Source organism: Rhizobium brockwellii (assembly GCF_000769405.2).
Taxonomy (GTDB): Bacteria; Pseudomonadota; Alphaproteobacteria; order Rhizobiales; family Rhizobiaceae; genus Rhizobium; species Rhizobium brockwellii.
In genome coordinates this window covers 4602772-4628719 of record NZ_CP053439.1, presented here as the reverse complement: position 1 = coordinate 4628719, position 25948 = coordinate 4602772, and the positions used below count along the sequence as shown (strand labels likewise).

Sequence of the window (25948 nt, the reverse complement as noted above, 5' to 3'; positions counted from 1 at the left end):
TCTATCGTCCGGCCGAATTTCAAAAAGGAGTCGAAAATGACCGATGTAAGCCAGGTGCTTGCGCGCGCGGACCAGAACCTTCCATCGAGCCTCGACAAGCTGTTCGAGCTTCTGCGCATCCAGTCGATATCCACCGATCCCGCTTACAAAGCCGAATGCCGAAAGGCTGCGGAATGGCTCGTCGCCTATCTCGGGACGCTCGGCTTTACGGCCTCAGTGCGCGATACGCCAGGCCATCCGATGGTAGTCGCCCATCATGCCGGCGCGTGCGCCAATGCGCCGCATGTTCTTTTCTACGGCCATTACGACGTTCAGCCGGTCGACCCGATCGAACTCTGGGAAAACGACCCGTTCGAGCCATCGATCAAGGATGTCGGCGAGGGCCGCAAGATCCTGACCGGCCGTGGCACCTCCGACGACAAGGGCCAGTTGATGACCTTCGTCGAGGCTTGCCGCGCCTATAAGGAGATCAACGGCATGCTTCCCTGCCGCATCACCATTCTCTTCGAGGGCGAGGAGGAGTCCGGCTCGCCATCCCTGAAGCCCTTCCTCGAAGCCAATGCCGCCGAGCTCAAGGCCGACTATGCGCTCGTCTGCGATACCGGCATGTGGGATCGCGACACGCCGGCGATCGCCGCAGCGCTGCGCGGCCTCGTCGGCGAGGAAGTGATCGTAACGGCCGCCGACCGCGACCTGCATTCCGGTCTCTTCGGCGGCGCGGCGGCCAATCCGATCCATATTCTCGTCGAGGCTCTTGCCGGCCTGCATGACGAGACGGGCCGCATCACGCTTGACGGCTTCTATGACGGTGTCGAGGAGACGCCTGAGAACATCAAGGCGTCATGGGAGACGCTCGGCAAGACCGCGGAGAGCTTCCTCGGCGAAGTCGGCCTTTCCATTCCATCCGGCGAGAAGGGCCGTTCGGTACTGGAACTCACCTGGGCGCGGCCGACTGCCGAAATCAACGGCATCTGGGGCGGCTATACCGGCGAAGGCTTCAAGACGGTGATCGCCGCCAAGGCTTCGGCCAAGGTTTCGTTCCGGCTTGTCGGCACGCAGGATCCGGCAGCCATCCGCGAGGCTTTCCGCAGCTATATCAGCGCGAAGATTCCCGCCGATTGCTCGGTCGAGTTCCATCCGCATGGCGGTTCGCCGGCAATCCATCTCTCCTATGATTCGCCTGTTCTGACCAAGGCGAAGAACGCGCTTTCCGACGAGTGGCCGAAACCCGCCATCGTCATCGGCATGGGTGGATCGATCCCGATCGTCGGAGATTTCCAGAAGATGCTCGGTATGGAATCGCTGCTCGTCGGCTTCGGCCTCAGCGACGATCGCATTCACTCGCCGAACGAGAAATACGAGCTCGTCTCCTACCACAAGGGCATCCGCTCCTGGGTGCGGATTCTTCAGTCGCTCGCCACCTGAAGGAAAAGGCGCAGCTTCCATCAAGAAGCGCCAATCAAGGTCGCAAGAAACAAAAAGGCCGGTTCGACCCGGCCTTTCGTCATCCGTTTAACTCAGTGCCAGTTCATCCGTGGTCAAAGAGCAAGCGGGTATTGCAATGAGATTGCCGCCGAAAGGTTAACGAACCGTTAACAAAGCCGGAAGCGGCACGCACGGCTCCAAGGCGCTGACAGACATTTCGCCGTTCAAGCTGCGTTCATCGCGAGCGACATATAAGTCATTGAAAGATAAGGTGAATGATAGCCCCTTACACCTGCGGGCGATCGCTCTGTCTTTTGTTTCAATGGCATATGCCAAGGAAACGCGGCCAAGCGCTGCCTGAAAAACGTGCCAACAAGGACTGAGAAGCGTGAAAAATCTCTTTGTTAAAATCGCAGCCGCCGGCATGCTTATGCTGGCTCCCGCCATAGCGCAGGCTGCCGAGGGCTACTCGACTGCGAACGTCAACATGCGTGCCGGTCCGAGCACCCGTTATCCTGCCGTCGCGGTCATCCCGGCCGGTTCTTCCGTCGAGATCCGCGGATGCCTTTCCGACGTCAACTGGTGCGACGTCGAGTTCTACGGCGGCCGCGGCTGGGTTTCCGGCCAGTACGTCCAGGCCCTCTACCAGCAGCGCCGCGTCTATGTCGGCCCGCAATATTACCGTCCGCTCGGCATTCCGATGATTCGCTTCAGCGTCGACAATTATTGGGACCGCTACTACCGCAACCGCGATTTCTATCGCGACCGTGACCGCTGGAGCCGCGGCCCGGACTATTATTATCGCGACCGCGACAATCGGGATCGCGATCGGGATAACCGAGATCGCGACCGGAACTGGCGCGAGCGGGATGGCGACCGAGATGGGCGCAACCGCGATCGTGACTGGCGTGACGACAATCAACGGGACGATCGGCAAAGGGACGATCGGCAAAGAGGTGAACGGCAGAGGGACGACCGAAGAGGCGATGATCGCAGGCCGGGCCGCAGGGACTTTGATTGCCGCCCCGGCGATCCCTCCTGCGACGAATGAAACTGGAAGGGGACGGCAACGCCGTCCTCTTCCGAGATTTGCCAAGGGCAAACACCCAAGAAAAAGCCCGGCGCTCCCTTGGGAGGGATACACCGGGCCTGATGTCGATCGGCACGCGTTGAGGGGAGACGGCCGATCATTCGCGGGACGTGAGGGGTTGTCCCGCTTCTTCATAAACAATCACGAAGCCTATTGGTTCCGCCTCTAGCCTAATTCGTAAATCGGAATCGAAATTAAGGGCAACATTATTTAGCAATTCAAAATGCTACGGTGTCTCTTGCGCCTCTCGAAAAGACGCGCGGCGCGGTAATCTACGTCGTATCGCAGGTAACTCACGCCACGCCTTTCGGGCCTTTGTTTTCACGACGCGCGTCGCTTCGCCGGCGAGCGCAAGACAGAAACGCGGGGGAAGCATCGATCCTCGGATACGGTCACCGACAATTTCATGTGAAGCCATTGCGAGGCTCTTGTTTTGCGGGATTCTTTAATGCAGTTTTGTGAAGATGCGGATTGATTTTAATCCGTTCGAGGCTGGACCCTGATGACGCAAGACTACCTGGCTTTCTTCGGGCTTTTCGCCCCTCGGGCAGCCGCCATAGATGTTACCGTTTGGCATAAACACAACCCACTCCTTCCTGTACGCCTTTCCGATGGGGCGAACCTCAACCCTTCCGGCCAGATCTGGCGCCGCTTTCATCAGGGCGAGTGGGAATACAAGCAGGACCCGGAAACGCTCGACGAATACGAGGCCCGGCAGTTCTGAAGGCCAATGCTATCGCCCGGCGCGATCTGCTTTGCTTTCCATTATTAACACCCCGTTAAATCGCCGCATTTACAGTTCAGTCGGATGATCACGGCGGCACTCAAAGTGCTCCAGCGTCCTTTGCGCATCTGAAAAAAATGCGCGGCGCTGGAGAAGAGCGCCGTTATGCGAAGTTGGCTTCGCGATCGAACATGGGGTGTGACCGGTCCGCGATGGCAGGCAGAGGCAGATCAGGCGACAGAATAGAACCGTCCTTCAGCGGCCGCCCGGCGCGCGACGATGACGAATTCTCGCTCGATGCCGATGATCGCATCGCCGGAGGCCGATCCCAGCGCCGCGGCGGCTCCAAACCTCCGCCGCAACGCGCCGCCCCCCGGCGGCGGCGCGAGCCGCGGGAGCGTGAAGGCGGGGGGCTTTTCGGCTTCCTGCGCCGCGTGATCTACTGGTGCGTCGTGCTTTTCATCTGGGCCGGCATCGGCGTTGCTGGGCTTGTGGTCTATTATGGCTCGCGCATGCCGAGCGCCAGCACATGGGCAATCCCGGAGCGGCCACCGAACGTCAAGATCATCGCTGTCGACGGCAGCGTCATCGCCAATCGCGGCGCCACCGGCGGCGAGGCACTGTCGCTCGAAAACATGTCGCCCTATATTCCAGAGGCCGTCATCGCTATCGAGGATCGGCGTTTCTATTCGCATTTCGGCGTCGACCCGCTCGGGCTCGGCCGGGCGATCGTGACCAATCTCACGGCTGGCCACATGGTCCAGGGTGGCTCGACGCTGACGCAGCAGCTTGCCAAGAACCTCTTTCTCTCGCCCGAGAGAACGCTGGAACGCAAGGTGCAGGAAGTGCTGCTGTCGCTCTGGCTAGAGCAGAAATACACCAAGGACCAGATCCTTGCCATGTATCTCAACCGGGTGTTCTTCGGATCGAACGCCTATGGCGTCGAAGCAGCCTCGCGCCGCTACTTCAACAAATCGGCACGTGACGTAAACCTCGGCGAGGCCGCGGTGCTGGCCGGCCTGCTCAAGGCGCCGTCGCGGCTTTCGCCGGCCCGCGATGCGGACGCGGCGAATGCACGCGCCCAGCTCGTGCTCGCGGCGATGCGCGAACAAGGTTTCATCACCGATTCCGAGGTCAAGACGGCAATGTCGCAGACCCCGGCATCGGCCAAGAGTTACTGGTCCGGCGCCGGGCACTATGTCGCCGACATGGTGATGGACGAGCTGCCGGGTCTGATCGGCGACGTCAAGGAAGACGTTATCGTCGATACGACCATCGACAAGTCGCTGGAAAAGAAAGCCGAGCAATCGCTGGTCGACGTACTCGACAAGGAGGGCGGCAAGCTCGACGCCTCGCAGGCAGCCCTCGTCTCGATCGACGGCACCGGCGCGATCCGGGCACTCGTCGGCGGCAGGGATTATGCGACGAGCCAGTTCAACCGCGCCGTCAAGGCCAAACGCCAGCCGGGTTCCTCGTTCAAGCCCTTCGTCTATGCCGCAGCACTCGAGAAGGGGCTGACGCCCTATTCGGTGTTCAACGACGCGCCGATCCGGATCGGCGACTGGACGCCCGAAAATTACGAGAAAAAATACAATGGCGAAGTGACGCTGGCGACCGCGCTTGCTAAGTCGCTGAATACGGTGGCCGCCCAGCTGGTGATGTATGACGGGCCGGATCAGGTGATCAAGCTTGCCCACCGGCTCGGCATCGAAAGCGAGCTGCAACCGAACGCCTCGATCGCGCTCGGCACGTCCGAGGTATCGCTGATGGAACTCACCGCCTCCTATGCCGCATTCATGAATGGCGGCTACAAGGCGACGCCGCACGTCATCCGCCGGGTGACGACGGCCGAGGGCAAGGTTCTCTACGAAAATACCTATGACAGCCCGCCGCGCGTGCTGTCCGAGCAGATCGTCGCCCAGATGGATGCGATGATGATGGGCGTCATCGACAACGGCACCGGCAAGAGCGCCAAGATCCCCGGCTGGCAGGCGGCGGGAAAGACCGGCACGACACAGAATTCGCGCGACGCGCTCTTCGTCGGCTTCACCAGCAACCTGACCACCGGCGTCTGGTTCGGCAATGACGACGGCAAGCCGATGAAGAAGGTGACCGGCGGCGGCTTGCCCGCCAAGGCCTGGAAGGAATTCATGATCGCCGCCCACAAGGGTCTTTCGCCGGCACCGCTCTTCGGCAACGGCCAGTTGATCGTCGATCCGAACAATGGTCAGCCGATGGCTGAGGCACCGGGCAATGGGCAGTTTGGCAGCGGGCAACCGATGACGGCCGAAGCGCCGCCTTCGACGATCGGCGGCATTATTTCCGGCGTCTTCGGCGGCGACGACAATGCAAACCGCTATCCGCAAGCGCCTGCCCGACAGCAGGGGGCAAGCTCCGGCAATGGCCCGGTTCCGCCCGCAGACATTGCCGAAGGCGGGGGTTCGAACTATGAGGGCATGGTTCCACCCGGCGATGTCGGGGGGGCGCAGACCACCTCTTCCGTCCAGCCGCGGCGCACGACGCTGCTCGATCTGATCATGGGCCAGTGAGATCTTTGCTGTATGCCCCGCACAAGCCCGATGCCCTTAAGCGCGTCGCGATCTTTCAGATTCGCGCCTCGCGCTTCAGGTCTTTGTTTTACGCATGTCGTGGTCGCAAAATCGCCGCACAGTTTTGCGCGACATGCCGTAAAATATGGCCGCTTTCCGGACATGGGGCGACCTCTTTCCCGGCTACCGTAAAAATTGAAGGCAACACATTCGTTTTGCTGGATTCCGGGGCATTTCTCGCCTTGCAGTCCAGAAAACCGCTCCTTATATACGCCGCATCACCGCAATCACGATTGCGTAATCTCAAGTAGACCCATCCCGTAAGGGGCTGTCAGGGAAATGCCTTCTCGGGGTTCCGACAGCTTGCTTCAAGGAGAGAATGACATGGCAAAAGTAATTGGTATCGACCTTGGAACGACGAATTCCTGCGTCGCAGTCATGGACGGCAAGGACGCGAAGGTTATCGAGAATGCGGAAGGTGCACGCACGACCCCTTCCATGGTGGCATTTTCCGAAGATGGCGAACGCCTCGTCGGCCAGCCGGCCAAGCGCCAAGCAGTCACCAACCCGACGAACACGCTCTTTGCAGTCAAGCGCCTGATCGGCCGCCGATACGAAGATCCGACCGTCGAGAAGGACAAGCACCTCGTTCCCTTCACCATCGTCAAGGGCGACAATGGCGACGCCTGGGTCGAAGCCAATGGCAAGGGCTACTCGCCCGCTCAGATTTCCGCGATGATCCTTCAGAAGATGAAGGAAACCGCCGAATCCTATCTCGGCGAAAAGGTCGAGAAGGCCGTCATCACCGTTCCCGCCTACTTCAACGACGCTCAGCGCCAGGCCACCAAGGATGCCGGCCGCATCGCTGGTCTTGAGGTCCTGCGCATCATCAACGAGCCGACTGCAGCAGCGCTCGCCTACGGCCTCGACAAGAAAGAAGGCAAGACAATTGCCGTCTACGACCTTGGCGGCGGCACCTTCGATATTTCGATCCTCGAGATCGGCGACGGCGTCTTCGAAGTGAAGTCCACCAACGGCGATACCTTCCTCGGCGGTGAAGACTTCGACATGCGTCTCGTCGAATATCTCGTTGGTGAGTTCAAGAGGGACAACGGCATCGACCTGAAGAACGACAAGCTTGCCCTGCAGCGCCTCAAGGAAGCTGCGGAAAAGGCAAAGATCGAGCTTTCGTCCTCGCAGCAGACCGAAATCAACCTGCCGTTCATCACCGCCGACGCCTCCGGCCCGAAGCATCTGACGCTGAAGCTGACCCGCGCCAAGCTCGAGAGCTTGGTCGACGATCTCGTCCAGCGCACGATCGCGCCGTGCAAGGCAGCACTCAAGGATGCCGGCGTCACAGCCGCTGAAATCGACGAAGTGGTTCTCGTCGGCGGCATGAGCCGCATGCCGAAGGTACAGGAAGTCGTCAAGCAGCTGTTCGGCAAAGAGCCGCACAAGGGCGTCAACCCGGATGAAGTCGTGGCGCTTGGCGCCGCCATCCAGGCCGGCGTTCTGCAGGGCGACGTCAAGGACGTCCTGCTCCTCGACGTGACGCCGCTGTCGCTCGGCATCGAGACGCTCGGCGGTGTCTTTACCCGCCTGATCGAACGCAACACGACGATCCCGACGAAGAAGAGCCAGACGTTTTCGACCGCCGAAGACAACCAGCAGGCCGTGACCATCCGCGTTTCGCAGGGCGAGCGTGAAATGGCTGCCGACAACAAGCTGCTCGGCCAGTTCGACCTCGTCGGCCTGCCGCCGTCGCCGCGCGGCATGCCGCAGATCGAAGTCACCTTCGACATCGACGCCAATGGCATCGTGCAGGTTTCGGCCAAGGACAAGGGCACCGGCAAGGAACAGCAGATCCGCATCCAGGCTTCCGGCGGTCTTTCCGACGCCGACATCGAGAAGATGGTAAAGGACGCCGAAGCCCATGCCACCGAAGACAAGAAGCGCCGCGAGGCCGTCGAAGCCCGGAACCAGGCTGAAAGCCTGATCCATTCCTCGGAAAAGTCGCTGAAGGATTATGGCGACAAGGTTTCCGAGGCCGACCGCACCGCGATCTCGGATGCGATCGCCGCGCTGAAGACGGCGTCGGAAGCGTCCGAGCCCGATGCCGACGACATCAAGGCCAAGACTCAGACGCTGATGGAAGTGTCGATGAAGCTCGGCCAGGCGATCTATGAAGCACAACAGGCCGAAGGCGGCGCTGCTGGCGATGCCTCCGCGGAAGGCGGCGACAATGTCGTCGATGCCGACTACGAGGAAATCAAGGACGACGACCGCAAGAAGTCCGCGTAATCCGCGACGGCGTGGTTATGCTTCAACATCTGATCCGGCTGCTCACCATGGCAGCCGGAAAATCCATTTCCGGGGTTTAATCCTTAATGGCAAAAGCGGACTTTTACGAAACTCTGGGTGTAGCCAAGACGGCGGACGAAAAAGAGCTGAAAAGCGCCTTTCGCAAATTGGCGATGAAATTCCATCCGGACAAGAACCCGGATGACAAGGACGCCGAGCGGAAGTTCAAGGAAATCAACGAAGCCTACGAGATGCTCAAGGACCCGCAGAAGCGGGCGGCCTATGATCGTTATGGCCATGCGGCATTCGAACATGGCGGTATGGGCGGCGGCGGCGGCGGCGGATTTGCCGGCGGCGGTTTCTCCGACATCTTCGAAGATATCTTCGGCGAAATGATGGGTGGTGGGCGCGCGCGCCAGCGCTCGTCGGGCGGCCGCGAGCGCGGCGCCGATCTTCGCTACAACATGGAAATAACGCTGGAAGAGTCTTTCTCCGGCAAGACGGCGCAGATCCGCGTTCCGACTTCGATCACCTGTGACGTCTGTTCGGGTTCAGGCGCCAAGCCCGGCACGCAGCCGAAGAACTGCGGCACCTGCCAGGGAACGGGGCGCGTGCGCGCGGCACAGGGCTTCTTCTCGATCGAACGGACCTGCCCGACCTGCCACGGCCGCGGTCAGATCATTCCCGATCCGTGCCCGAAGTGCCACGGCCAGGGCCGGGTGACGGAGGAGCGTTCGCTCTCAGTCAATATTCCTGCCGGCATCGAGGACGGCACGCGCATCCGCCTGCAGGGCGAAGGCGAAGCCGGCGCCCGCGGCGGACCGGCAGGCGACCTCTATATCTTCCTGTCCGTCAAACCGCATGAATTCTATCAGCGCGACGGAGCCGATCTCTATTGCGCCGTTCCGATCTCAATGACGACGGCCGCGCTCGGCGGAACCTTCGACGTGGCGACGCTCGACGGCACCAAGTCGCGCGTGACGGTGCCCGAGGGCACGCAGGTCGGCAAACAGTTCCGCCTCAAGGGCAAGGGCATGCCGGTGCTGCGTTCGGTGCAGACGGGCGACCTCTACATCCAGATCCAGATCGAGACGCCGCAGAAGCTTACCAAGCGCCAGCGCGAACTGCTTCAGGAATTCGAGCAGCTTTCCTCCAAGGAGAACAATCCCGAATCGACGGGCTTCTTTGCCCGCATGAAGGAATTCTTCGAAGGCTGAGCCACGATCGACACGCCTATTTCGAAAGCCGGGGACGGAAACGTCTCCGGTTTTTTTTCCAGGAATCCCGATTTGCGACGCTTCCCATCCACGCCGGCGAATCTGTCCCGGATCGATACGGTGGCGGACGGGACGACGACTTGCATTAACGCAGCCAGATGATGCCGCTTGCAAGTTTTCCAAATGAATTCAGTCTCTGCCGTCAGTGCATGACCCCGGGAATCGGAATCGATTTTGGGGTCATGCACCAAATCAAAGTGATAGAGCGTCCTTAGCGCTAGCGGCAACAAACAAACCAAGGGTATCGACCATGGCGCCAGCCTTTTCATCTCAGTCCGAAGACGTCGACGTTCTCGCCGGCGCCATCTACACATGGTGCGCCGAGCGCAACATCAAGCTTCGCAGCCAGCAAGGCCTTTCCATCGCCAGCATCGCGATCGACCTCTATCATGCCGGCCACCAGACGCAGGACGATCTGCTGATGGCGCTGCACGAATGCGAGATACACTGAAGCGCGCGGCAGCCAACCTCAATCAGGCGGTCTGCTATCGGTCTTTGTCCTGATGCACTTCATCCCCCAATACCGCTGCACACTCGCAGGTGTCCGGAAATCATCCAGACCTTGAATAGGTCGTGCCTTTCCGTGCGAACCGTGATTGCTGCAGTGGAATCAGGCGGCGGTTTCGGCCGCTTCGCCCGTCATGAGGGTGACGATGGTCTTGACCGCTTCCTTGCCTGCCGGTGAGTTCAGCTTGTCGTAGCTCAGCGCAAGCGCGTAGGCGTCGGGGCTGAGTTCGACACGGCTGCCAAATGGCGACATGCCGGCACCCTCGAAGAGAGCAGAGATCTCGACGTCGAGAAAAACCGCGATCTGATGCAGCTTGCTGGCGGAAACGCGGTTCGCCCCCTTTTCGTATTTCTGGATCTGCTGGAAAGTCAGTCCGAGTGCTTCGCCAAGCTCAAGCTGGGAAACACGGCGAAGGGCGCGAAACTGTCTGACGTTGCGACCGACGATAATATCAACCGGATCTGGCACTTCATCACTCTCTTATACATAAATGGTCCGTTTACCATATCGTTTGCGCCGGATAACTCAACCCTGCAGTTGCAAAATTCAACCAACTTTTTTTGGGCTTTACGTTACGTCAATAGCCTTAGAGGATGGCGGTAAACCTTGAATATCCGGCGTTGGAAGACATTGGCAATGACTGTCTGCGGGATCGGTTTGGCGATGTCAGGCCATCTCGGATGGTTGTATTTTTAGCAGAATTTCGAAAGTGTCATGCCATTCCATCGCGAGGATGTCGGACACAAGGACTTCGGTCACGGATCATCTGGAATATATGTCCTGTGTGGCGCCAGCCGCCGCGTCCCTACATACCATCAAAGGCTTGATTTCCGGCAGCACCGACGGTGCGCGATCCACGGCCAAAAAGCTGCCAGCCTTGCCATCAGCGCCGCTTCGGCTTAGCTGTCACGCTTTACGATTCCGGACATTCGATGCCGCACAAGGTTTCTCTTTCCCGCCTGAAGCTGACAGACTTCCGCAACTATGCGGCGGCGGCCCTTACCCTTGATGGTCAGCATGCCGTGCTGACGGGAGACAACGGCGCCGGCAAGACCAATCTCATGGAGGCGGTTTCTCTGCTTTCGCCTGGCCGCGGTCTGCGCCGCGCGGCCTATGGCGACATTACCCGTGTCGGCGCCGCCGGCGGTTTTTCGATCTTCGCCGCACTCGACGGCATGGAAGGCGACGTCGAGATCGGCACCGGCATCGAAACGAGCGAGGAGATCACCGCCCGCAGGCTGCGCATCAATGGCACGACGGCAAAGACTGCCGACGAACTGACCGACCATCTGCGCCTTCTCTGGCTGACACCGGCGATGGACGGTCTCTTCACCGGCGCCTCTTCCGACCGGCGCCGTTTTCTCGACCGGTTGGTGCTGTCGCTCGATCCCGCCCATGGCCGCCGTGCCAGCGATTTCGAGCGCGCTATGCGCAGCCGCAACAAATTGCTGGATGAAGGCCGCTTCGACCCCTCCTGGCTTGCCGGCATCGAGGAGCAGATGGCAAGCCTCGGCATCGCCATGGCGCTCGCCCGACAGGAGATGCTCGGCCTGCTGACCCGGCTGATCGAGGAAACCCGAGAAACGTCGCCCTTCCCTTCGGCATCGCTGCAGCTCTCGGGCTTCATGGACGGTCAGTTCTCGCGTCCCTCGGTCGACCTTGAGGACGACTATGCGGCGATGCTGGGGGAGAGCCGCTACCGCGATGCTGGCGCAGGGCGCACGCTCGAGGGGCCGCATCGGGCCGATCTCATCGTGCATCACCGCGAAAAGGCGATGGAGGCGGAGCGTTGCTCCACCGGCGAGCAGAAAGCGCTGCTGGTCGGCCTCGTGCTTGCGCATGCCCGGCTCGTCGGCAATCTCACCGGCCATGCGCCGATCCTGCTGCTCGACGAGATCGCGGCGCATCTCGACGAGGGTCGCCGCGCCGCGTTATTCGACCTTATCGACGGGCTCGGCGGCCAGGCCTTCATGACCGGAACGGATCGCGCGATGTTTTCAGCACTCGGTGACAGGGCGCAATTTTTCACGGTGGCCGACGGAAGGGTGTTCGAATGACGGAGGCGGCTTTTCCCGGCGTCGGGCGTCATGATAACATCGGCGCCATGGAACCGCTCAGCCCGGAAGAAATCGCGCGCTATCACCGCCATATCCTGCTCCCCGAGATCGGCGGCGCCGGCCAGCAGAAACTGAAAGCCGCCCGCGTGCTGGTGATCGGCGCCGGTGGCCTCGGTGCGCCGGTCCTGCAATATCTGGCCGCAGCCGGCGTCGGCACGCTTGGGATCGTTGACGACGACCGGGTGTCGCTGTCGAACCTGCAGCGCCAGGTGATCCATGATTCCGGCACGATCGGCGAATTGAAGACGGAGAGTGCCGCCTTCGCCATCGCCAGGCTCAATCCGCATGTCCGACTGATCCGCTTCGAGGAACGCTTTTCCCCGGAGGCGGCCCGCCGTCAGCTCTCCGGTTTCGATCTGCTGATCGACGGCTCCGACAATTTCGACACCCGTTATGCCGCCGCCGATGCGGCTGATGAAGCGCGCATTCCGCTCGTCACCGGCGCCGTCGGGCGGTTCGACGGCTCGCTGACGGTTCTCAAGCCGTATGAAACGGCTGAGGACGGAACGCCCAACCCTGGATATCGTGACCTGTTTCCGGAAGCGCCGCCGGCCGGACTGATCCCTGCCTGCGCCGAGGCCGGCATCATCGGCGCGCTGACCGGCGTCATCGGCACGATGATGGCGATGGAGGCGATCAAGCTCGTCACCGGCACCGGCGAACCGTTGGTCGGACGGTTGCTGCTCTACGACGCGCTCTCGGCCCGGTTCGACACCATCCGCTACAAACGACGCCGTACGACACAGAGACAGGCCGGATGACGATTATTTCTCTTGATCAGACCTTCACGCGCTGGGACGAATTGCTGGCACTCATCCTCGCCTCCTTCGCCTCCATGAACGGCAGGATCGACCCGCCATCTTCGGCGCTCAAGCTGACGACGGCATCACTGGCCGAAAAGGCCAGGACCGAGATCGGCCATGTCGCCATCGACGGCGAAAAACTGATCGGCTGCCTCTTCCTGCGGCCGGAGGCCGATTGTCTCTATGTCGGCAAGCTCGCCGTCCTGCCTGAGGTACAAGGCAAGGGCCTCGGCAAACGGCTGCTGACGATTGCCGAGGAGACGGCAGCGGCGCTCGGCCTTCCCGCCTTGCGGCTGGAAACGCGGATCGAACTCACCGACAATCACGCCGTCTTTGCAGCCTGGGGATTTTCCAGAACCGCCGAAAAGGCGCATCCCGGTTTTGCCAGGACGACGTTCGTCGAAATGCGCAAGGTTCTTGCGCCTCCAATCTGCGTCGCCTGACTTACAGCATTCTTCAACGACCCGGCAGTACCCGATTCGGCGGCCTATGGCCGTCGATGAAGGTGCGGATATTGATGATGACCTTGTCGCCCATGTCGATGCGGCCTTCGATCGTCGCCGAACTCATATGCGGCAGCAGCACGACCTTGCCCTCATTGGCGAGCTTGATGAGCCTCGGGTTGACGGCAGGCTCGTTCTCGAAGACGTCGAGGCCCGCGCCGGCGATCCGGCCCTCCCTCAGGCACTTGATCAGCGCAGCTTCATCGACCACGTCGCCGCGCGCAGTGTTGACGAGATAGGCTGTCGGCTGCAACAGCGCCAGACGGCGGGCGGAGATCAGGTGGAAGGTGGCCGGCGTCGACGGGCAATTCACCGAAACGATGTCGACGCGGGCAAGCATCTGGTCGAGGCTTTCCCAATAGGTCGCCTCCAGCTCGTCCTCGACGGCCGGATTGACGCGCTTGCGGTTGTGGTAGTGGATCGACAGGCCGAAAGCCTTGGCGCGGCGGGCCACCGCCGTGCCGATGCGGCCCATGCCGACAATGCCGATGCGCTTGCCGTGAATGCGCCGGCCGAGCATCCAGGTGGGAGACCAGCCTGCCCATTCGCCCGGCTTATCGGTCAGCACGCGCGCACCTTCGCCGAGCCTTCTCGGAACAGCGAGAATCAGCGCCATGGTCATATCGGCGGTGTCCTCTGTCAGGACGTTCGGCGTGTTGGTGACGGTGATGCCCTTGCGCGCCGCCGCCTCGACGTCGATGTGATCGGTGCCGTTGGAGAAGCTCGCAATCAGCTTCATCTGCGGTCCCGCCTCTTCGATCAGCGCCGCGTCGATACGATCGGTGACAGTCGGCACCAGCACGTCGGCGGTCTTGACCGCGGCGATCAGCTCGGCAACGGAGCGCGGCGCGTCGTCGATGTTCAGCTCGGCGTCGAAGAGTTCGCGCATCCGGGTTTCGACGGCATCCGGCAGCTTGCGGGTGATGTAGACCTTCGGTTTTTTCTTCGCTGTCATGGCTGCCTGTGGTGCCTTGTTCAGAGGTCTTTAACCAAGAGGGGTGATAATTTTCCCATCCGGGCATTTTCTACCAGACCCGCACGCGAAGACAAACAAAACTCGTGGTGCAGCCGGGGAATGTCAGAGCCCGGACCGCGAACAGGCCGGGCCTGCCCGCGAATTCGAGCAAACGGAAACTTCCATGCGCAGCAAAGTCCTGACGTCCTGCCTCGCCCTTGCCATCGCTCTGGCTGCATCCATAGGAAGCGTCGAGTTCGCCCATGCGCAGGCGGCCAAGGGGCCAAGCGGACTGCCATTGCCGCGTTTCGTCACGCTGAAATCCAAGCGCGTCAACCTGCGCATCGGTCCGGGAACGGATTACGCCGTGTCGTGGATGTACCTGAAATCCGGCCTGCCCGTGGAGATCATCCAGGAATACGACAATTGGCGCCGTATCCGCGATGCCGACGGCACCGAAGGCTGGGTCAACCAGTCGCTGCTGTCAGGCCAGCGCGCGGCGATCGCCGCCCCATGGATGAAGACCAAGGGCAAGGGCATCTATGTCAATCTGCGCCGCGAGGCGCAGCCCTCCGCCTCGATCGTCGCCAAGCTGGAACCCGGCGTGATGCTGACGATCGGCGAATGCAACGGCGACTGGTGCCGCGCCGAATCCGACGGCGCCTCGGGTTGGGTGGCGCAGTCAGAGATCTGGGGCGCCTATCCCGGTGAAGCCTTCAAATAAGCCCTGCCCGTTTGGCGGCCTCGGAAAGCGAGGTCATCGGGCGCGGGCCGATCTGCTGGATGACGATGCCGGCAGCCAGGCATCCGAGCTTGCCGCAATCCTCGAGAGAGCGTCCCTGCGTGTAGCCATAGAGGAAGCCGGAGGCGAACAAATCGCCGGCACCGGTCGTATCGACCACTTCCCTGATCCGGATCGCATCGACGTAAAAACGCTCGCGGCCCTTCAGGATGACAGCGCCATCCTCGCTCATCGTCACCGCGGCGATCTTGCAATCGGCGGCGATCCTGTTCAGCGCCTCCTCGAAATCGTCGGTCTCGTAGAGCGACAGCGCTTCCTGGCGATTGGCGAAGACGATATCGACCTTGCCGGAGCGCATCAGATCGAGAAATTCGCCGCGATAGCGGTCGACGCAGAAGCTGTCGGACAGCGTCATCGACATTTCGCGGCCGTTTTCATGGGCGATGCGGGCACAATCGAGGATCGCTTCCTTGGCGCGCGGCGGATCCCAGAGATAACCTTCGAAATAGGTGACCTTGGCATCGGCCACGACATCGGTCTCGACATCCTCAGGGCCGAGCTCGACGCAGGCGCCGAGATAGGTGTTCATCGAACGCTCGCCGTCTTCGGTGACGAAGATCATCGAACGTGCCGTCGGCGGGAAGGTGCCCTTGGGCCGGGTCTGGTAGTGGACGCCCTGGGCGCGGATGTCGTGCGCGAAGATGTCACCGAGCTGATCTTGGGCAACATTGCCGAAATAGGCAGCCTTGCCGCCGAGGCTGGCCACGCCCGCCGCCGTGTTGCCGGCGCTGCCGCCGGAGGCTTCGAGCGCCGGTCCCATGCGCGAATACAAGAGTTCGGCGCGTTCGGCATCGATGAGGTTCATCGCCGCCTTGGTGATCTGGTTGTCAATGAGGAACTGGTCGTCGCAACGGGCAATGATATCCACGATTGCGTTGCCGACTGTCAGAACATCGAATCTTGTCATGAAATGGAGGGTCCCGGAGTTTGTGATAGCCGGGGTTCGGTCTTAGCGAAATTTCCGCGGTTTGGAAGGATAAATGGTGGATGGCCTATCTATTTCTTCGTAAAAGTGCCGCCTATTCGTCATGTCCCTGTCACTTTCGAAATCTAGAAATACTCGCAAGAAGACCGGTATGAGCAGCTTTCAGTTGCAGCCGGGCGCACGAGGGATGATCCCTTCGATCTTACCGGCGCGTTGCTGACCACGGATGAACTGGCAGCTTCGTGATTCGGGTATCCGGCAAGGCCGGAGCGGAAAAGCGGGCTATGCCCGCTTTTTTTGTTTTGCCGATGTGCCTGATTGGACGACGGCGATTGCCTTTTCAATCCCAGCAGTTTGCTGCTACTGGATAATTCCTTAAATCGGAATCGATTTAAGGATAAATTATGCAGCAATTCAAAGCGCTACAGCGTCCTTTGCGCGTCTGAAAGACGCGCTGCGCTATAGATGTCGAATACTCCCCCGCGCAGAGCAGCCTGCCCTATGTCAGCCATCATTCTCGACGTCCTTCCCATCTTCATCCTGATTCTCATCGGCTGGGTGATCGTCCGCAGCGGGTTGATGGCCTCGAATGTCGGCGAAGCGCTCAGCGAATTCGTCTTCAAGATCGCCGTGCCGCTTCTGCTCTTCCGCACCATCGCCGAAGCGGATTTTCATGGCGCCTCGCCCTTTCGCCTCTGGATCGTCTATTTTTCCGGCGTTGCCATCACCTGGACGGCCGGCCATATCGCCGCCACACGCCTCTTCGGCCGCGACGAACGAATCGGCGTGCTGGCCGGCGTTTCCTCGGCCTTCGCCAACAATATTTTCATCGGTCTGCCGCTCGTCGAGCGGACCGTCGGCGACGAAGGGCTGGTGGCGCTGTCGATCCTGCTTGCCGTGCATCTGCCCGTCATGATGGTCGCCGGCACGGTCCTGATGGAGCATGCCGAGCGCAAGATCGCCGGCAAATGCGATCGCAGCATGGTGCTCGTGCTCCGCCAGATCGCGGTCAACCTCGTGCGCAACCCGCTGGTGATCGGGCTTGCGGCCGGCATGGCCATGCACCTTTCCGGTCTCACCATGCCGACGACGGTGGCAACCGTTGTCGGGCAGATCGCCGGCATTGCCGGTCCGGCGGCGCTGATATCGCTCGGCATGGCGCTGGAGAGATATGGCGTCTCCGGCAATCTCGGCATTGCCAGCGTCACTTCGAGCCTGAAGCTGCTGCTGCTGCCCGGTTGCGTGTGGGCGGCGAGCCACCTCCTCGGCCTGAGCCCCGAATGGACGGCAGCGATCGTGCTGACCTCCTCCGTTCCGACAGGCGTCAATGCCTGGCTGATCGCCAATCGCTTCGGCGTCGGTCACAGCCTCGCCGCCTCGACGATCACGGTGACGACGGCGCTCGGCGCCATCACGGTCTCGCTCTGGGCCTATTTCCTCGGCGCCTGAAGCGCGTCGTAGTCTAAAACCGCTGCACAGTTTTGCGCGACATGCTTTAATCGGTTCTCTGCACAGCAAAAAGCCCGGCTTGCGGGCCGGGCTTCGATGTCATGCGATTGTCTGCCGCGTCACTGCGTCGCAGCCTTCGGATCCGGCAGCGGCACCGGCGAATCGGCGAGCGTGTGCAGGTAGAGGATGACGTTGGCGCGGTCCTGATCCTTCGCCAGACCGGCGAAGCCCATCGCGGTGCCTGGAACGTCCTTTTTCGGCGCCAGCAGGAACTTGTTGAGAAATTCGAAGGTCCACTTCTCGCTGCTGCCCTTGGAGAAATCCTTCATGGCAGCGGAATAGGCGAAGCCTTCATGCGAGGCGATCGGGCGATCTACGACACCAAAGAGGTTGGGACCGACCTTGTTCGGTCCCCCTTTGGTGCCGTCATGACAGGCCTGACACTTCTTGAAGACCGTTTCACCGGCCTTGGCATCTGCAGAAGCGAGCAATTGTGCGATCGGAACAGCAACGGCAGGCGCAGCCTCACCGCCAGCGGCGGGCGCCTCTTCGGCAACGATCGAGAAACCTTCCTTTTCCGGTGCTTCGGAATGGAAGATCCCTTCGGACGCGATGGAGACCGACATCAGAACGAAAATCGTTCCGAGCAGCGCCCCCACGGCCGTATTGACGTATGAATTCATCTGCAATGCTCCCCTTGCAGCCGGCAGACCATAAACCGGACCATCTTGAAATCGCGCGGAACCTATGTCTTTTGGTTGATCGTTGCAACTGTCTAAATGGTCTTGTGCGTGAGACTTTTTGACACTTTTCAGCCCGGAATAGAAGGCCCGAACAATGAGTGATTCAAATTTAGACGGCGTGCTCGTATTGATCCCGGCGCGCATGGCCTCCACCAGGCTTCCGGGCAAGCCGCTGGCCGATATTTGTGGTCTGCCGATGATCGTCCAGGTGGCGCTGCGCGCCAGGGAGGCGGCCATCGGCCGCGTCGTCGTCGCCGTCGACGACAGCCAGGTATTCGATGCGGTGGCCGCCGCCGGCTTCGAAGTCGTCATGACCAGCACGGATCACCAGTCCGGTTCTGATCGGATCTTTGAGGCGCTGACGAAAGTCGATCCGGAGGGCAAGGCGAAAATCATCGTCAACGTCCAGGGCGATCTGCCGACGATCGATCCGGAAACAGTGCGCGCGGCTTTGCGCCCGCTCGAGAACGAGGCGGTCGATATCGGCACGCTGACAACCGAAATCGACAATGACGAGGACAAGACCGCGCCGCACATCGTCAAGATTGTCGGCTCGCCGATTTCCCGCAACCGGCTGCATGCGCTCTACTTCACGCGCGCAACCGCGCCTTACGGCCAGGGGCCGCTCTACCATCATATCGGCCTTTATGCCTATCGGCGTACGGCGCTCGAACGGTTCGTCTCGCTCGGTCCCTCGACACTCGAAAAGCGTGAATCGCTGGAGCAGCTGCGGGCGCTGGAAGCCGGCATGCGCATCGACGCCGAGATCGTTGACACGGTTCCGCTCGGTGTCGATACTCCCGCCGACCTCGAAAAAGCGCGGCGCATCCTCTCCGCAAAGTCGAACTGACGGAACCATCATGAACATCAAGACCAACAGGATCGCCTTCCAGGGCGAATTCGGCGCCAATTCCGACATGGCGAGCCGCGACATGTTTCCGACCATGGAGCCGCTGCCCTGCCAGACTTTCGAGGATGCGTTCACGGCGGTCGATAACGGCGATGCCGATATCGGGATGATCCCGATCGAGAACACGATTGCCGGGCGCGTCGCCGATATCCACCATCTGCTGCCGGAGTCGCGGCTGCACATCATCGGCGAATATTTCATGCCTATCCGCTTCCAGCTGATGGTGCTGCCCGGTGTCACCAAGGACGAGATCCGCACGGTGCACAGCCATATCCACGCGCTCGGCCAGTGCCGCAAGATCGTTCGCGCCAATGGCTGGAAGCCGGTGATCGCCGGCGATACGGCAGGGGCGGCAAAGCTCGTGCAGGAAACCGGAGACCGCTCGATGGCGGCCTTAGCACCGCGCCTTGCCGCCGATCTCTACGGGCTCGAGATCATCGCCGAAAATGTCGAGGATACGGAAAACAACGTCACCCGCTTCGTCGTCCTGTCCCGCGACGAAGAATGGGCGCAGCGGAATTCTGCGGAAGAAAAGGTCGTCACCACCTTCGTCTTCAACGTCCGCAACATTCCGGCCGCGCTCTACAAGGCGCTTGGCGGTTTTGCCACCAACAACATCAACATGACGAAGCTCGAAAGCTACCAGCTCGGCGGAAAATTCGTGGCGACGCAGTTCTACGCCGATATCGAAGGCCATCCGAACGATCCGAACGTGCGCCGAGCGCTGGAGGAACTGCGGTTCTTTTCCGAGAAAGTCCGCATCCTCGGCGTTTACAATGGGCATGCAATGCGAGGCCTGCTGTAAGACAAGCCCGCAAGTTGCATGAATTATTTATCCGGCTCACAGACACGCAGCCGATGCCCGTCCGGATCGAGCACGACGAAGGTCGGACCAAAATCCAGTTCGGTCAGTTCCTGGGCGATCGGCAAACCGCGCTGGCGCCAGTCCTCATAATGTCTGGCGACGGCATTTTCTCCCTCGACCATGAAGGCCACTTCGCCGCGGTTGCCGATGGCGGAGGGCTGCGGTTCGACCTTGCTGCGCCGCCAGAGACCGAGGGTGAAGCCGCCCTCAAGCGGAAAAGCGACGAAATTCGGCGCCTCCACGGCCGGTTCGCGATTGAGCAGGTTGCGGTAGAAGCTGGCGCTTTCACCCGGGTCCTTGACGTAAAGAATGATGAGATTGGGGCTGGTCATTTCGGTTCTCCCGTTGTTGTAGAATGGCGCCGCGAGAGATCGTCTGCTGCCAATGAATGGCAGCAGAGTGCAGGGGCGTAGCGATCGCAACGCCCCCGTTCTCGTCGGGCGGATGTTGACAAGGATAGGGGCGGCCTAGAGCGGGAAATGGTCCTCGCAATGCGGGTCGCGTCCATCCATGAAACCGAGGTCGCGCTTCAGGCAGTCCGGAGTCGCGTCAAGGTCGAGGCTGGTGCCCTCTCCCCTGGGAAAGCGGAAAACGCTCATGACCAGGTGCAGCAGGCCGGAGCGTGCCGACTGGCGGACATCTGCAAAAGTCTCGGCCGAAATGACATCGGCAAAGGACTCGGCAGCAAAACGGTCGTTCGCGAAATGAATGGCTGGAGGCGTTACCATGCTCAGTACTCCTTTCCTGTTGGACTGGTACTGATAATAACCCCGCCTGCTGACAGTTTATGGCAGTAGCGTTCAGTTCTCGATCGGCACGTCCTGCGTCTCGCGCCATTCCTTGAGAAGCACCGTGCGGCGGCGCGGATAGCGCCCCTCATGCAAGGCCATGTCGATGATGCGGTCGGTGCGGAAATGGCGAAAATCCTGGCGCAGTTCGCACCAGGCCATGAGGACGCGCACATGCTCGTAATAGCCGAGCCCGAAAGGCCAGACGCGGCGGCGCGAGATACGTCCCTGCTCGTCGCCATAATGCAGTTCGAGGATACGCTCCAGGCGGATCGCCCTACGGATGGCCGAGACGTCAGCCTTGTCCTCGTCCCTGCGTTTAGGGCCGACGAAAAGCGCTGCCGAATCGATCATCTCGCGCATATCGGCCGGCAGCACGGCGGCAATCTTGGCCAGTGCATCGGCGCCGGCGCCGGCAAGGCGCGGCTCGGCGGCGCGGGCCACCCAGCGCGAGCCAAGCACCAATGCCTCCAGCTCTTCTTCGGAAAACATCATCGGCGGCAGCATGAAGCCCGGCTTCAGCACGTAGCCGATACCGGCTTCGCCCTCAATCATCGCGCCCTGGGCCTGCAGGCTGGCAATATCGCGATAGAGTGTGCGCAGGCTGACGCCGGTCTCCTCAGCGAGCACCGTGCCAGTCACCGGTCGCCGGTAACGCCGGAGCGTCTGGAGCAGCGTCAGCAGCCGTTCCGAGCGGGCGACCGGCATGGTGCTATCGCTTCCACTCCACCCAGTCGCGCATCAGGCGGTGGGCGATCGCCCCTTTCGGCGGCGAGGCCTTGCCTGTCGCGCTCGGGCGTTCCAGCATCTCGATCGTTTCCTCGCGGGTAAACCAGCGGCAATCCTCCAGCTCGGTCTCGTCGCGGCTGATTTCGGTGGATTTCGCCTCGGCGTAACAGCCGATCATCAGGGAATGCGGCATCGGCCAGGGCTGCGAGGCGTGGTAGCGGATACGGCCGGTGCGGATGCCCGATTCCTCCAGCGTTTCGCGGCGCACGGCGTTCTCGATGGTCTCGCCGGGTTCGAGGAAGCCGGCAAGACAGGAATACATGCCGGGCGCAAAATGCGGGCTGCGGCCGAGCAGGCAGAGGTCGCGCTGCTCGTCAACCGTCAGCATGATGACGACGGGGTCGGTGCGGGGGAAGATCATGTGCTCGCAGGCGGCGCAGATGCGCTTGTAGCCGCCGATGTGGATCTCCATCGCCGAGCCGCAGCGGCCGCAGAAGCGGTTGTCACCGTTCCAGCGGATGAGGCTCGCGGCCTGGGCGAATTCGCCGAGCAACACCTCGTCGATCAGCATTTCGCGAAACAGCGTGCGGCCGTCGGCAGGCTTGTACTGGCTGGTGAGGTCGTCGACATCGATGCCGACGGGAACGGCAAGGCGTGGCTCGCCGGTCTTGCGGTAGCCGAGAAGCACCGTTTCATCCCACTTCGGCTGCAATCCCTGCAGCTCATAGCGGGCAAAGAGCGGGTCGAGCACCTGGCCGTCATGCTTCAGCACCAGCTTATCCCCCGCGAAGGCAAAGATATGGGTGCCTTCCTTGGCCAGCGCCTTTTCGACGGATTGTTCATCGCGATGCTCGGAATCGCGGTTGAGGTCGTTGGCGGCAAAGGCCGTGAGATTGCTGGGTTCCGGATGCGGCACATCCGAATCGAAAAGCGAATGACTCATGATGAAAGGGCTTCCCGCAGCTTCGCTATAAAATCGTCTCTCTTTCCGTCTTCGTAGGGTTCCGCGCGCCCGAAGCCCCAGACGGGACCCGGCCAATTGGCATCGCCTTCGAAGCGGGCAATGACATGAACATGAAGCTGGCGGACGATATTGCCAAGAGCCCCGACATTGATTTTTGTCGCGCCGGTGATCTCCTTCAGCGCCTTGGCGACCAGCTCCGTCTCGAAGGCAAGCAGCACCTGGTCGAGCGGCGTCAGCTCGAAGATTTCGGTGATGTCCGCCCGTCGCGGCACGAGAATGAGCCAGGGCCAGCGGGCGTCCCTCGACAATCTCAGATCACAGAGACCGGTGACCATGATGCTGACGCTGTCGTTTTCCAGCCGGGGATCGAGCGAGAAACCTTTCAAAGGGCATTCCTCCTGTCTTTTCCTACGACTAGCAGTTTTTTTGCATGTTGGCTTGCTTTTGATGACGATATTGCCGATATGTGCATCCGGGAGGTTGGTGGTGGACGAGCCACTCGCCAACCGGGTCAGGTCCGGAAGGAAGCAGCCCTAACGAGCCCGGCACGGGTCATCGTGCCAGCCTCCCACCTTCTCTCCACGAAGTGCCCGATAGCCGGGCGACAAGCAGGGCGATGAGCGACACCGAGCGACAATCAAAAGATGCCGCCTCGACGGGCACCGGATACCGGGTGCTGGCTCGCAAATACCGCCCCAAGGATTTCACGGACCTGATGGTCGGCCAGGAGCCGATGGTCCGCACCCTCACCAACGCCTTCGAAACCGGCCGCATCGCGCAGGCCTATATGCTGACCGGTGTGCGCGGCGTCGGCAAGACGACGACGGCGCGCATCCTGGCGCGGGCGCTGAACTACCAGACATCGGAAATCGACAAGCCGACGATCGACCTTCGCACGCCCGGCGAGCACTGCCAGGCGATCATGGAGGGCCGGCATGTCGACGTGATCGAGATGGACGCCGCCTCCCATACCGGTATCGACGATATCCGGGAGATCATCGAGCAAGTGCGCTACCGGCCGGTTTCGGCGCGCTACAAGGTCTATATCATCGACGAAGTGCATATGCTGTCGACGCAGGCCTTCAATGGCCTGTTGAAGACGCTGGAAGAGCCGCCGGAGCATGTGAAGTTCATCTTCGCCACCACCGAAATCCGCAAGGTGCCGATCACCGTGCTGTCGCGCTGCCAGCGCTTCGACCTGCGCCGCATCAGCGCCTCCGATCTCGTCGGGTTGTTCACAACAATCGCGGCCAAGGAAGGCATAGAGGCGGAAGCCGACGCGCTGGCGATGATCGCGCGTGCTGCCGAAGGCTCAGCGCGCGACGGCCTGTCGCTGCTCGACCAGGCGATTGCCCATGGCGCAGGCGTCGTGCAGGCGGAAGCCGTGCGCGGCATGCTCGGCCTTGCCGATCGCGCCCGGATCGTCGATCTCTTCCAGCATATCGTCAAAGGCGATGTGGCCGCAGCCCTCGGCGAGTTCCAGAACCAGTACGAGGCCGGCGCCAATCCTGTCGTGGTGCTGACCGACCTTGCCGATTTCACCCATCTGGTGACGCGGCTGAAATATGTGCCGGATGCGGCCAACGATCCTTCGCTCAGCGAGGTCGAGCGCACCAAGGCGGCGGAATTCGCCAAGGGCGTTGCGGTGACGACGCTGTCGCGAATCTGGCAGATGCTGCTCAAGGGCATTCCGGAAACGGAAGGCTCGTCACGGACGGCAGGGGCCGCCGAGATGGTGCTGATCCGGCTCGCGCATGCCGCCCATCTGCCGGCGCCCGAGGATGCGGCGCGGCGACTTGCCGAATTTTCCGGCGACAATGCCGGTCCGCGGCCCTCGGCTCCGCCGTCCGGCAATGGCGGCGGCAACGGGACACGGGTTTCCTATCAGAACGGTGTCGCGGCGCGTGCCGCAGAAACTGCGCCGAGCCAGCCACCGTCTTCCGCGCCGGTGGCGATGCTGCGTGCCGTGCCGAGCAGCCAGCCCGAGACCATGTCTGTCGGGCGGATCGAGCCAAAACCGGCGGAAGCACCGAAGCCGCTCGTCCCGGTCAATTCGGTCAATGATATCGTCAACCTCGCCACCGAGAAACGCGATCCGAAGCTGAAGGCGATGGTGCGCACCTTCCTGCGCCCCGTGCGGATCGAAGCCGGCCGGCTCGACGTCAGCCTGGCTCCCGGTGCGCCGACGACGCTGCTCAACGAGCTTGCCGTCAAGCTGAAGGAATGGACCGGCATCCACTGGATCGTCAGCCTCAGCCGCGACGATGGCCAGCCGACGCTTGTCGAAGCGGAGGCCAGGACCCGGGAACAGCATGTGATCGACGCGCGCCAGGACCCTGACGTGGCGGCAATCCTTGCGCATTTCCCCGGTGCCAAAATCATCGACGTGCGCGTACGGGCGCCCGAACCGGAGGAGGAAGGGGAGGTGACGCCGCCGGCCGCCGCCGAATCCGAGGAAGGTGACATCCTGCCGGGCGACGACATAGAATTCTAAAGTTTCAACAAGGAGCGAGACGATGCGCGACATCATGGGCATGATGGGCAAAGTCAAGGAAATGCAGGCCAAGATGGAGCAGATGCAGGCGGAGATCGCCGAGCTTACGGCCGAAGGCAAGGCGGGTGGCGGCCTCGTCGCCGTCGTCATATCGGGCAAGGGCGAGCTGAAGAGCCTGAAGATCGATCCGTCGCTGTTCAAGGAAGACGATGTCGAGATCCTCGAGGACCTGATCGTCGCCGCCCACAAGGACGCCAAGGACAAGGCCGAGGCGCTGGCCGCCGAAAAGACCAAGGCGCTGACCGCCGGCCTGCCGATCCCGCCCGGCTTCAAGCTGCCGTTCTGAGGCGGCCCTCATATCAAGGTGTCAAGTGATCTAGTGCGCTTCGTCGCCTGGGGATTCCAGCATGGCCCGAAGCTTGTAGTGAATTGGGGCCGAGAGATATCGCGCCCGATCTGCGCCCTGAAGCCTTCGGCCGAAGGTCTCCATTAGCTCGGGCATCGTAATCTTATCTCCCGAAAAAGACATATATTCCATTGGCATCCCGGGCTCGGCTACGCCGCCCCGGATGACGCGGCAATAGATGCCGGGACGGGCGGCGGCGGTGTAACGCTTGACGAATTTCGGATCGGCCATCCTGGCGGCGAAGGTGGCACAGGGCATACGACATGATGTGACTTCGAGGATGAGATCGCCGGCGAGGAAACGGTCGCCGACGGCGGCGTCGCGATTGTCCAGATCTGATATCACCATGTTCTCGCCGAAAGTACCGGCCTCGTAGGGTCGGCCCAGCTCCTGCGCCCACCAGTCGAGCGTCAGCGATCCCTCGATATAAACAGCCTGGTCGACGCCGCCATGGTGTTTGCGGTTGCAGATCGCATCGCCGACAAGACCTTCGGCATCGATCATCACGGCGCCATTGACGGCATGTTTGAAGATGCCGGTCTTGTAGCTCTTGCCCGGCAGTCTTTCGGGATTGCCGGTGCACAAGGCCAGGATTTTCATGGGATGGCCGATCCTTCCGCG

General features: G+C 61.4%; 26 protein-coding genes and 1 other RNA gene. 17 read left to right on the top strand and 10 right to left on the bottom strand.

The features are described from left to right. Positions 1 to 36 precede the first annotated feature (36 nt). From RLCC275e_RS22545 to RLCC275e_RS22515, 7 genes are all read left to right on the top strand, one after another. A complete protein-coding gene (locus tag RLCC275e_RS22545) occupies positions 37 to 1425 on the top strand; it encodes a dipeptidase (protein ID WP_033181749.1) in 1389 nt (462 codons plus the stop codon). Between the two features lie 388 nt (positions 1426 to 1813). Continuing rightward, positions 1814 to 2476 (top strand): SH3 domain-containing protein, encoded by a 663-nt coding sequence (locus tag RLCC275e_RS22540; RefSeq protein ID WP_033181100.1) that lies wholly within the window; start codon positions 1814 to 1816, stop codon positions 2474 to 2476. A 541-nt stretch (positions 2477 to 3017) separates the two neighbouring features. Then, complete coding sequence (locus RLCC275e_RS22535; RefSeq protein ID WP_033181099.1) at positions 3018 to 3239, top strand: hypothetical protein; 222 nt, start codon at positions 3018 to 3020, stop codon at positions 3237 to 3239. A gap of 212 nt (positions 3240 to 3451) precedes the next feature. Next, entirely contained in the window at positions 3452 to 5788 is a 2337-nt protein-coding gene (locus RLCC275e_RS22530; protein WP_033181098.1) for a transglycosylase domain-containing protein, read from the top strand. A 384-nt stretch (positions 5789 to 6172) separates the two neighbouring features. Then, positions 6173 to 8089 carry a molecular chaperone DnaK gene (dnaK, locus tag RLCC275e_RS22525; RefSeq protein WP_003555813.1) on the top strand — a complete coding sequence of 639 codons (1917 nt, stop codon included), beginning with the start codon at positions 6173 to 6175 and terminating at the stop codon, positions 8087 to 8089. A gap of 86 nt (positions 8090 to 8175) precedes the next feature. Beyond that, complete coding sequence (gene dnaJ / locus RLCC275e_RS22520; protein WP_003555812.1) at positions 8176 to 9306, top strand: molecular chaperone DnaJ; 1131 nt, start codon at positions 8176 to 8178, stop codon at positions 9304 to 9306. Positions 9307 to 9616: 310 nt separating this feature from the next. After that, entirely contained in the window at positions 9617 to 9817 is a 201-nt protein-coding gene (locus RLCC275e_RS22515) for a hypothetical protein (RefSeq protein ID WP_003544370.1), read from the top strand. A gap of 159 nt (positions 9818 to 9976) precedes the next feature. On the opposite strand, the gene RLCC275e_RS22510 is transcribed toward RLCC275e_RS22515, so the two are convergent. Then, a complete protein-coding gene (locus tag RLCC275e_RS22510) occupies positions 9977 to 10342 on the bottom strand; it encodes a helix-turn-helix domain-containing protein (protein ID WP_003544369.1) in 366 nt (121 codons plus the stop codon). A 464-nt stretch (positions 10343 to 10806) separates the two neighbouring features. Here RLCC275e_RS22510 and recF point away from each other — a divergent pair, with 464 nt between their 5' ends. Genes recF through RLCC275e_RS22495 form a run of 3 tightly spaced genes read left to right on the top strand, consistent with a single transcriptional unit; the run spans position 10807 to position 13237 of the window. Beyond that, the gene (gene recF, locus RLCC275e_RS22505) at positions 10807 to 11931 is read left to right on the top strand and encodes a DNA replication/repair protein RecF (RefSeq protein ID WP_033181097.1); all 1125 of its coding nucleotides are present in this window, start codon (positions 10807 to 10809) and stop codon (positions 11929 to 11931) included. Continuing rightward, positions 11928 to 12752, top strand: coding sequence for a molybdopterin-synthase adenylyltransferase MoeB (locus RLCC275e_RS22500; protein ID WP_029873746.1), 825 nt, complete (start codon positions 11928 to 11930; stop codon positions 12750 to 12752). The genes recF and RLCC275e_RS22500 overlap by 4 nt, the downstream gene beginning before the upstream one ends. After that, positions 12749 to 13237, top strand: coding sequence for a GNAT family N-acetyltransferase (locus tag RLCC275e_RS22495; protein WP_033181096.1), 489 nt, complete (start codon positions 12749 to 12751; stop codon positions 13235 to 13237). The genes RLCC275e_RS22500 and RLCC275e_RS22495 overlap by 4 nt, the downstream gene beginning before the upstream one ends. A 13-nt stretch (positions 13238 to 13250) precedes the next feature. Here the strand turns inward: RLCC275e_RS22495 and RLCC275e_RS22490 are convergent, their stop codons facing one another. Beyond that, complete coding sequence (locus RLCC275e_RS22490) at positions 13251 to 14252, bottom strand: 2-hydroxyacid dehydrogenase (RefSeq protein ID WP_003555807.1); 1002 nt, start codon at positions 14250 to 14252, stop codon at positions 13251 to 13253. A gap of 184 nt (positions 14253 to 14436) precedes the next feature. On the opposite strand from RLCC275e_RS22490, the gene RLCC275e_RS22485 reads away from it, so the two are divergent. Then, entirely contained in the window at positions 14437 to 14976 is a 540-nt protein-coding gene (locus RLCC275e_RS22485) for an SH3 domain-containing protein (protein WP_033181095.1), read from the top strand. Here RLCC275e_RS22485 and RLCC275e_RS22480 read toward each other — a convergent pair. Next, a complete protein-coding gene (locus tag RLCC275e_RS22480) occupies positions 14969 to 15961 on the bottom strand; it encodes an adenosine kinase (protein WP_003544362.1) in 993 nt (330 codons plus the stop codon). The two genes, RLCC275e_RS22485 and RLCC275e_RS22480, sit on opposite strands and share 8 nt — an antisense overlap. 519 nt (positions 15962 to 16480) lie before the next feature. Between RLCC275e_RS22480 and RLCC275e_RS22475 the strand changes: the two genes are divergently transcribed. Further along, the gene (locus RLCC275e_RS22475) at positions 16481 to 17428 is read left to right on the top strand and encodes an AEC family transporter (RefSeq protein ID WP_033181094.1); all 948 of its coding nucleotides are present in this window, start codon (positions 16481 to 16483) and stop codon (positions 17426 to 17428) included. A gap of 119 nt (positions 17429 to 17547) precedes the next feature. Here RLCC275e_RS22475 and RLCC275e_RS22470 read toward each other — a convergent pair whose 3' ends face one another. Then, complete coding sequence (locus RLCC275e_RS22470; protein ID WP_033181093.1) at positions 17548 to 18111, bottom strand: c-type cytochrome; 564 nt, start codon at positions 18109 to 18111, stop codon at positions 17548 to 17550. 154 nt (positions 18112 to 18265) lie between these two features. On the opposite strand from RLCC275e_RS22470, the gene RLCC275e_RS22465 reads away from it, so the two are divergent. Next, positions 18266 to 19021 (top strand): 3-deoxy-manno-octulosonate cytidylyltransferase, encoded by a 756-nt coding sequence (locus RLCC275e_RS22465; RefSeq protein WP_033181092.1) that lies wholly within the window; start codon positions 18266 to 18268, stop codon positions 19019 to 19021. A gap of 10 nt (positions 19022 to 19031) precedes the next feature. Next, positions 19032 to 19886, top strand: coding sequence for a prephenate dehydratase (locus RLCC275e_RS22460; protein ID WP_033181091.1), 855 nt, complete (start codon positions 19032 to 19034; stop codon positions 19884 to 19886). A 23-nt stretch (positions 19887 to 19909) separates the two neighbouring features. On the opposite strand, the gene RLCC275e_RS22455 is transcribed toward RLCC275e_RS22460, so the two are convergent. From RLCC275e_RS22455 to RLCC275e_RS22435, 5 genes are all read right to left on the bottom strand, one after another. Then, positions 19910 to 20278, bottom strand: coding sequence for a VOC family protein (locus RLCC275e_RS22455; protein ID WP_003555800.1), 369 nt, complete (start codon positions 20276 to 20278; stop codon positions 19910 to 19912). Between the two features lie 135 nt (positions 20279 to 20413). Then, a complete protein-coding gene (locus RLCC275e_RS22450) occupies positions 20414 to 20674 on the bottom strand; it encodes a hypothetical protein (protein WP_033181090.1) in 261 nt (86 codons plus the stop codon). Positions 20675 to 20746: 72 nt separating this feature from the next. Beyond that, the gene (locus RLCC275e_RS22445) at positions 20747 to 21442 is read right to left on the bottom strand and encodes a helix-turn-helix transcriptional regulator (RefSeq protein WP_003555798.1); all 696 of its coding nucleotides are present in this window, start codon (positions 21440 to 21442) and stop codon (positions 20747 to 20749) included. A 4-nt stretch (positions 21443 to 21446) separates the two neighbouring features. Beyond that, complete coding sequence (gene nudC / locus RLCC275e_RS22440) at positions 21447 to 22406, bottom strand: NAD(+) diphosphatase (RefSeq protein WP_033181089.1); 960 nt, start codon at positions 22404 to 22406, stop codon at positions 21447 to 21449. Next, the gene (locus RLCC275e_RS22435; protein ID WP_033181088.1) at positions 22403 to 22813 is read right to left on the bottom strand and encodes an HIT domain-containing protein; all 411 of its coding nucleotides are present in this window, start codon (positions 22811 to 22813) and stop codon (positions 22403 to 22405) included. Before RLCC275e_RS22435 ends, nudC begins: the two co-directional genes overlap by 4 nt. Positions 22814 to 22902: 89 nt before the next feature. Between RLCC275e_RS22435 and ffs the strand changes: the two genes are divergently transcribed. The 3 genes from ffs (at position 22903) to RLCC275e_RS22420 (ending at position 25267) form a co-directional block, all read left to right on the top strand. Then, positions 22903 to 22999: signal recognition particle sRNA small type (gene ffs, locus RLCC275e_RS22430), an RNA gene on the top strand. Between the two features lie 44 nt (positions 23000 to 23043). Next, a complete protein-coding gene (locus RLCC275e_RS22425) occupies positions 23044 to 24921 on the top strand; it encodes a DNA polymerase III subunit gamma/tau (protein ID WP_033181087.1) in 1878 nt (625 codons plus the stop codon). 22 nt (positions 24922 to 24943) lie between these two features. Then, on the top strand, positions 24944 to 25267 hold the full coding sequence (locus RLCC275e_RS22420) for a YbaB/EbfC family nucleoid-associated protein (protein ID WP_003555794.1): 324 nt from the start codon (positions 24944 to 24946) through the stop codon (positions 25265 to 25267). Positions 25268 to 25297: 30 nt separating this feature from the next. Here the strand turns inward: RLCC275e_RS22420 and RLCC275e_RS22415 are convergent, their stop codons facing one another. Further along, positions 25298 to 25927 carry an MOSC domain-containing protein gene (locus RLCC275e_RS22415; protein WP_033181086.1) on the bottom strand — a complete coding sequence of 210 codons (630 nt, stop codon included), beginning with the start codon at positions 25925 to 25927 and terminating at the stop codon, positions 25298 to 25300. Positions 25928 to 25948: the final 21 nt, after the last annotated feature.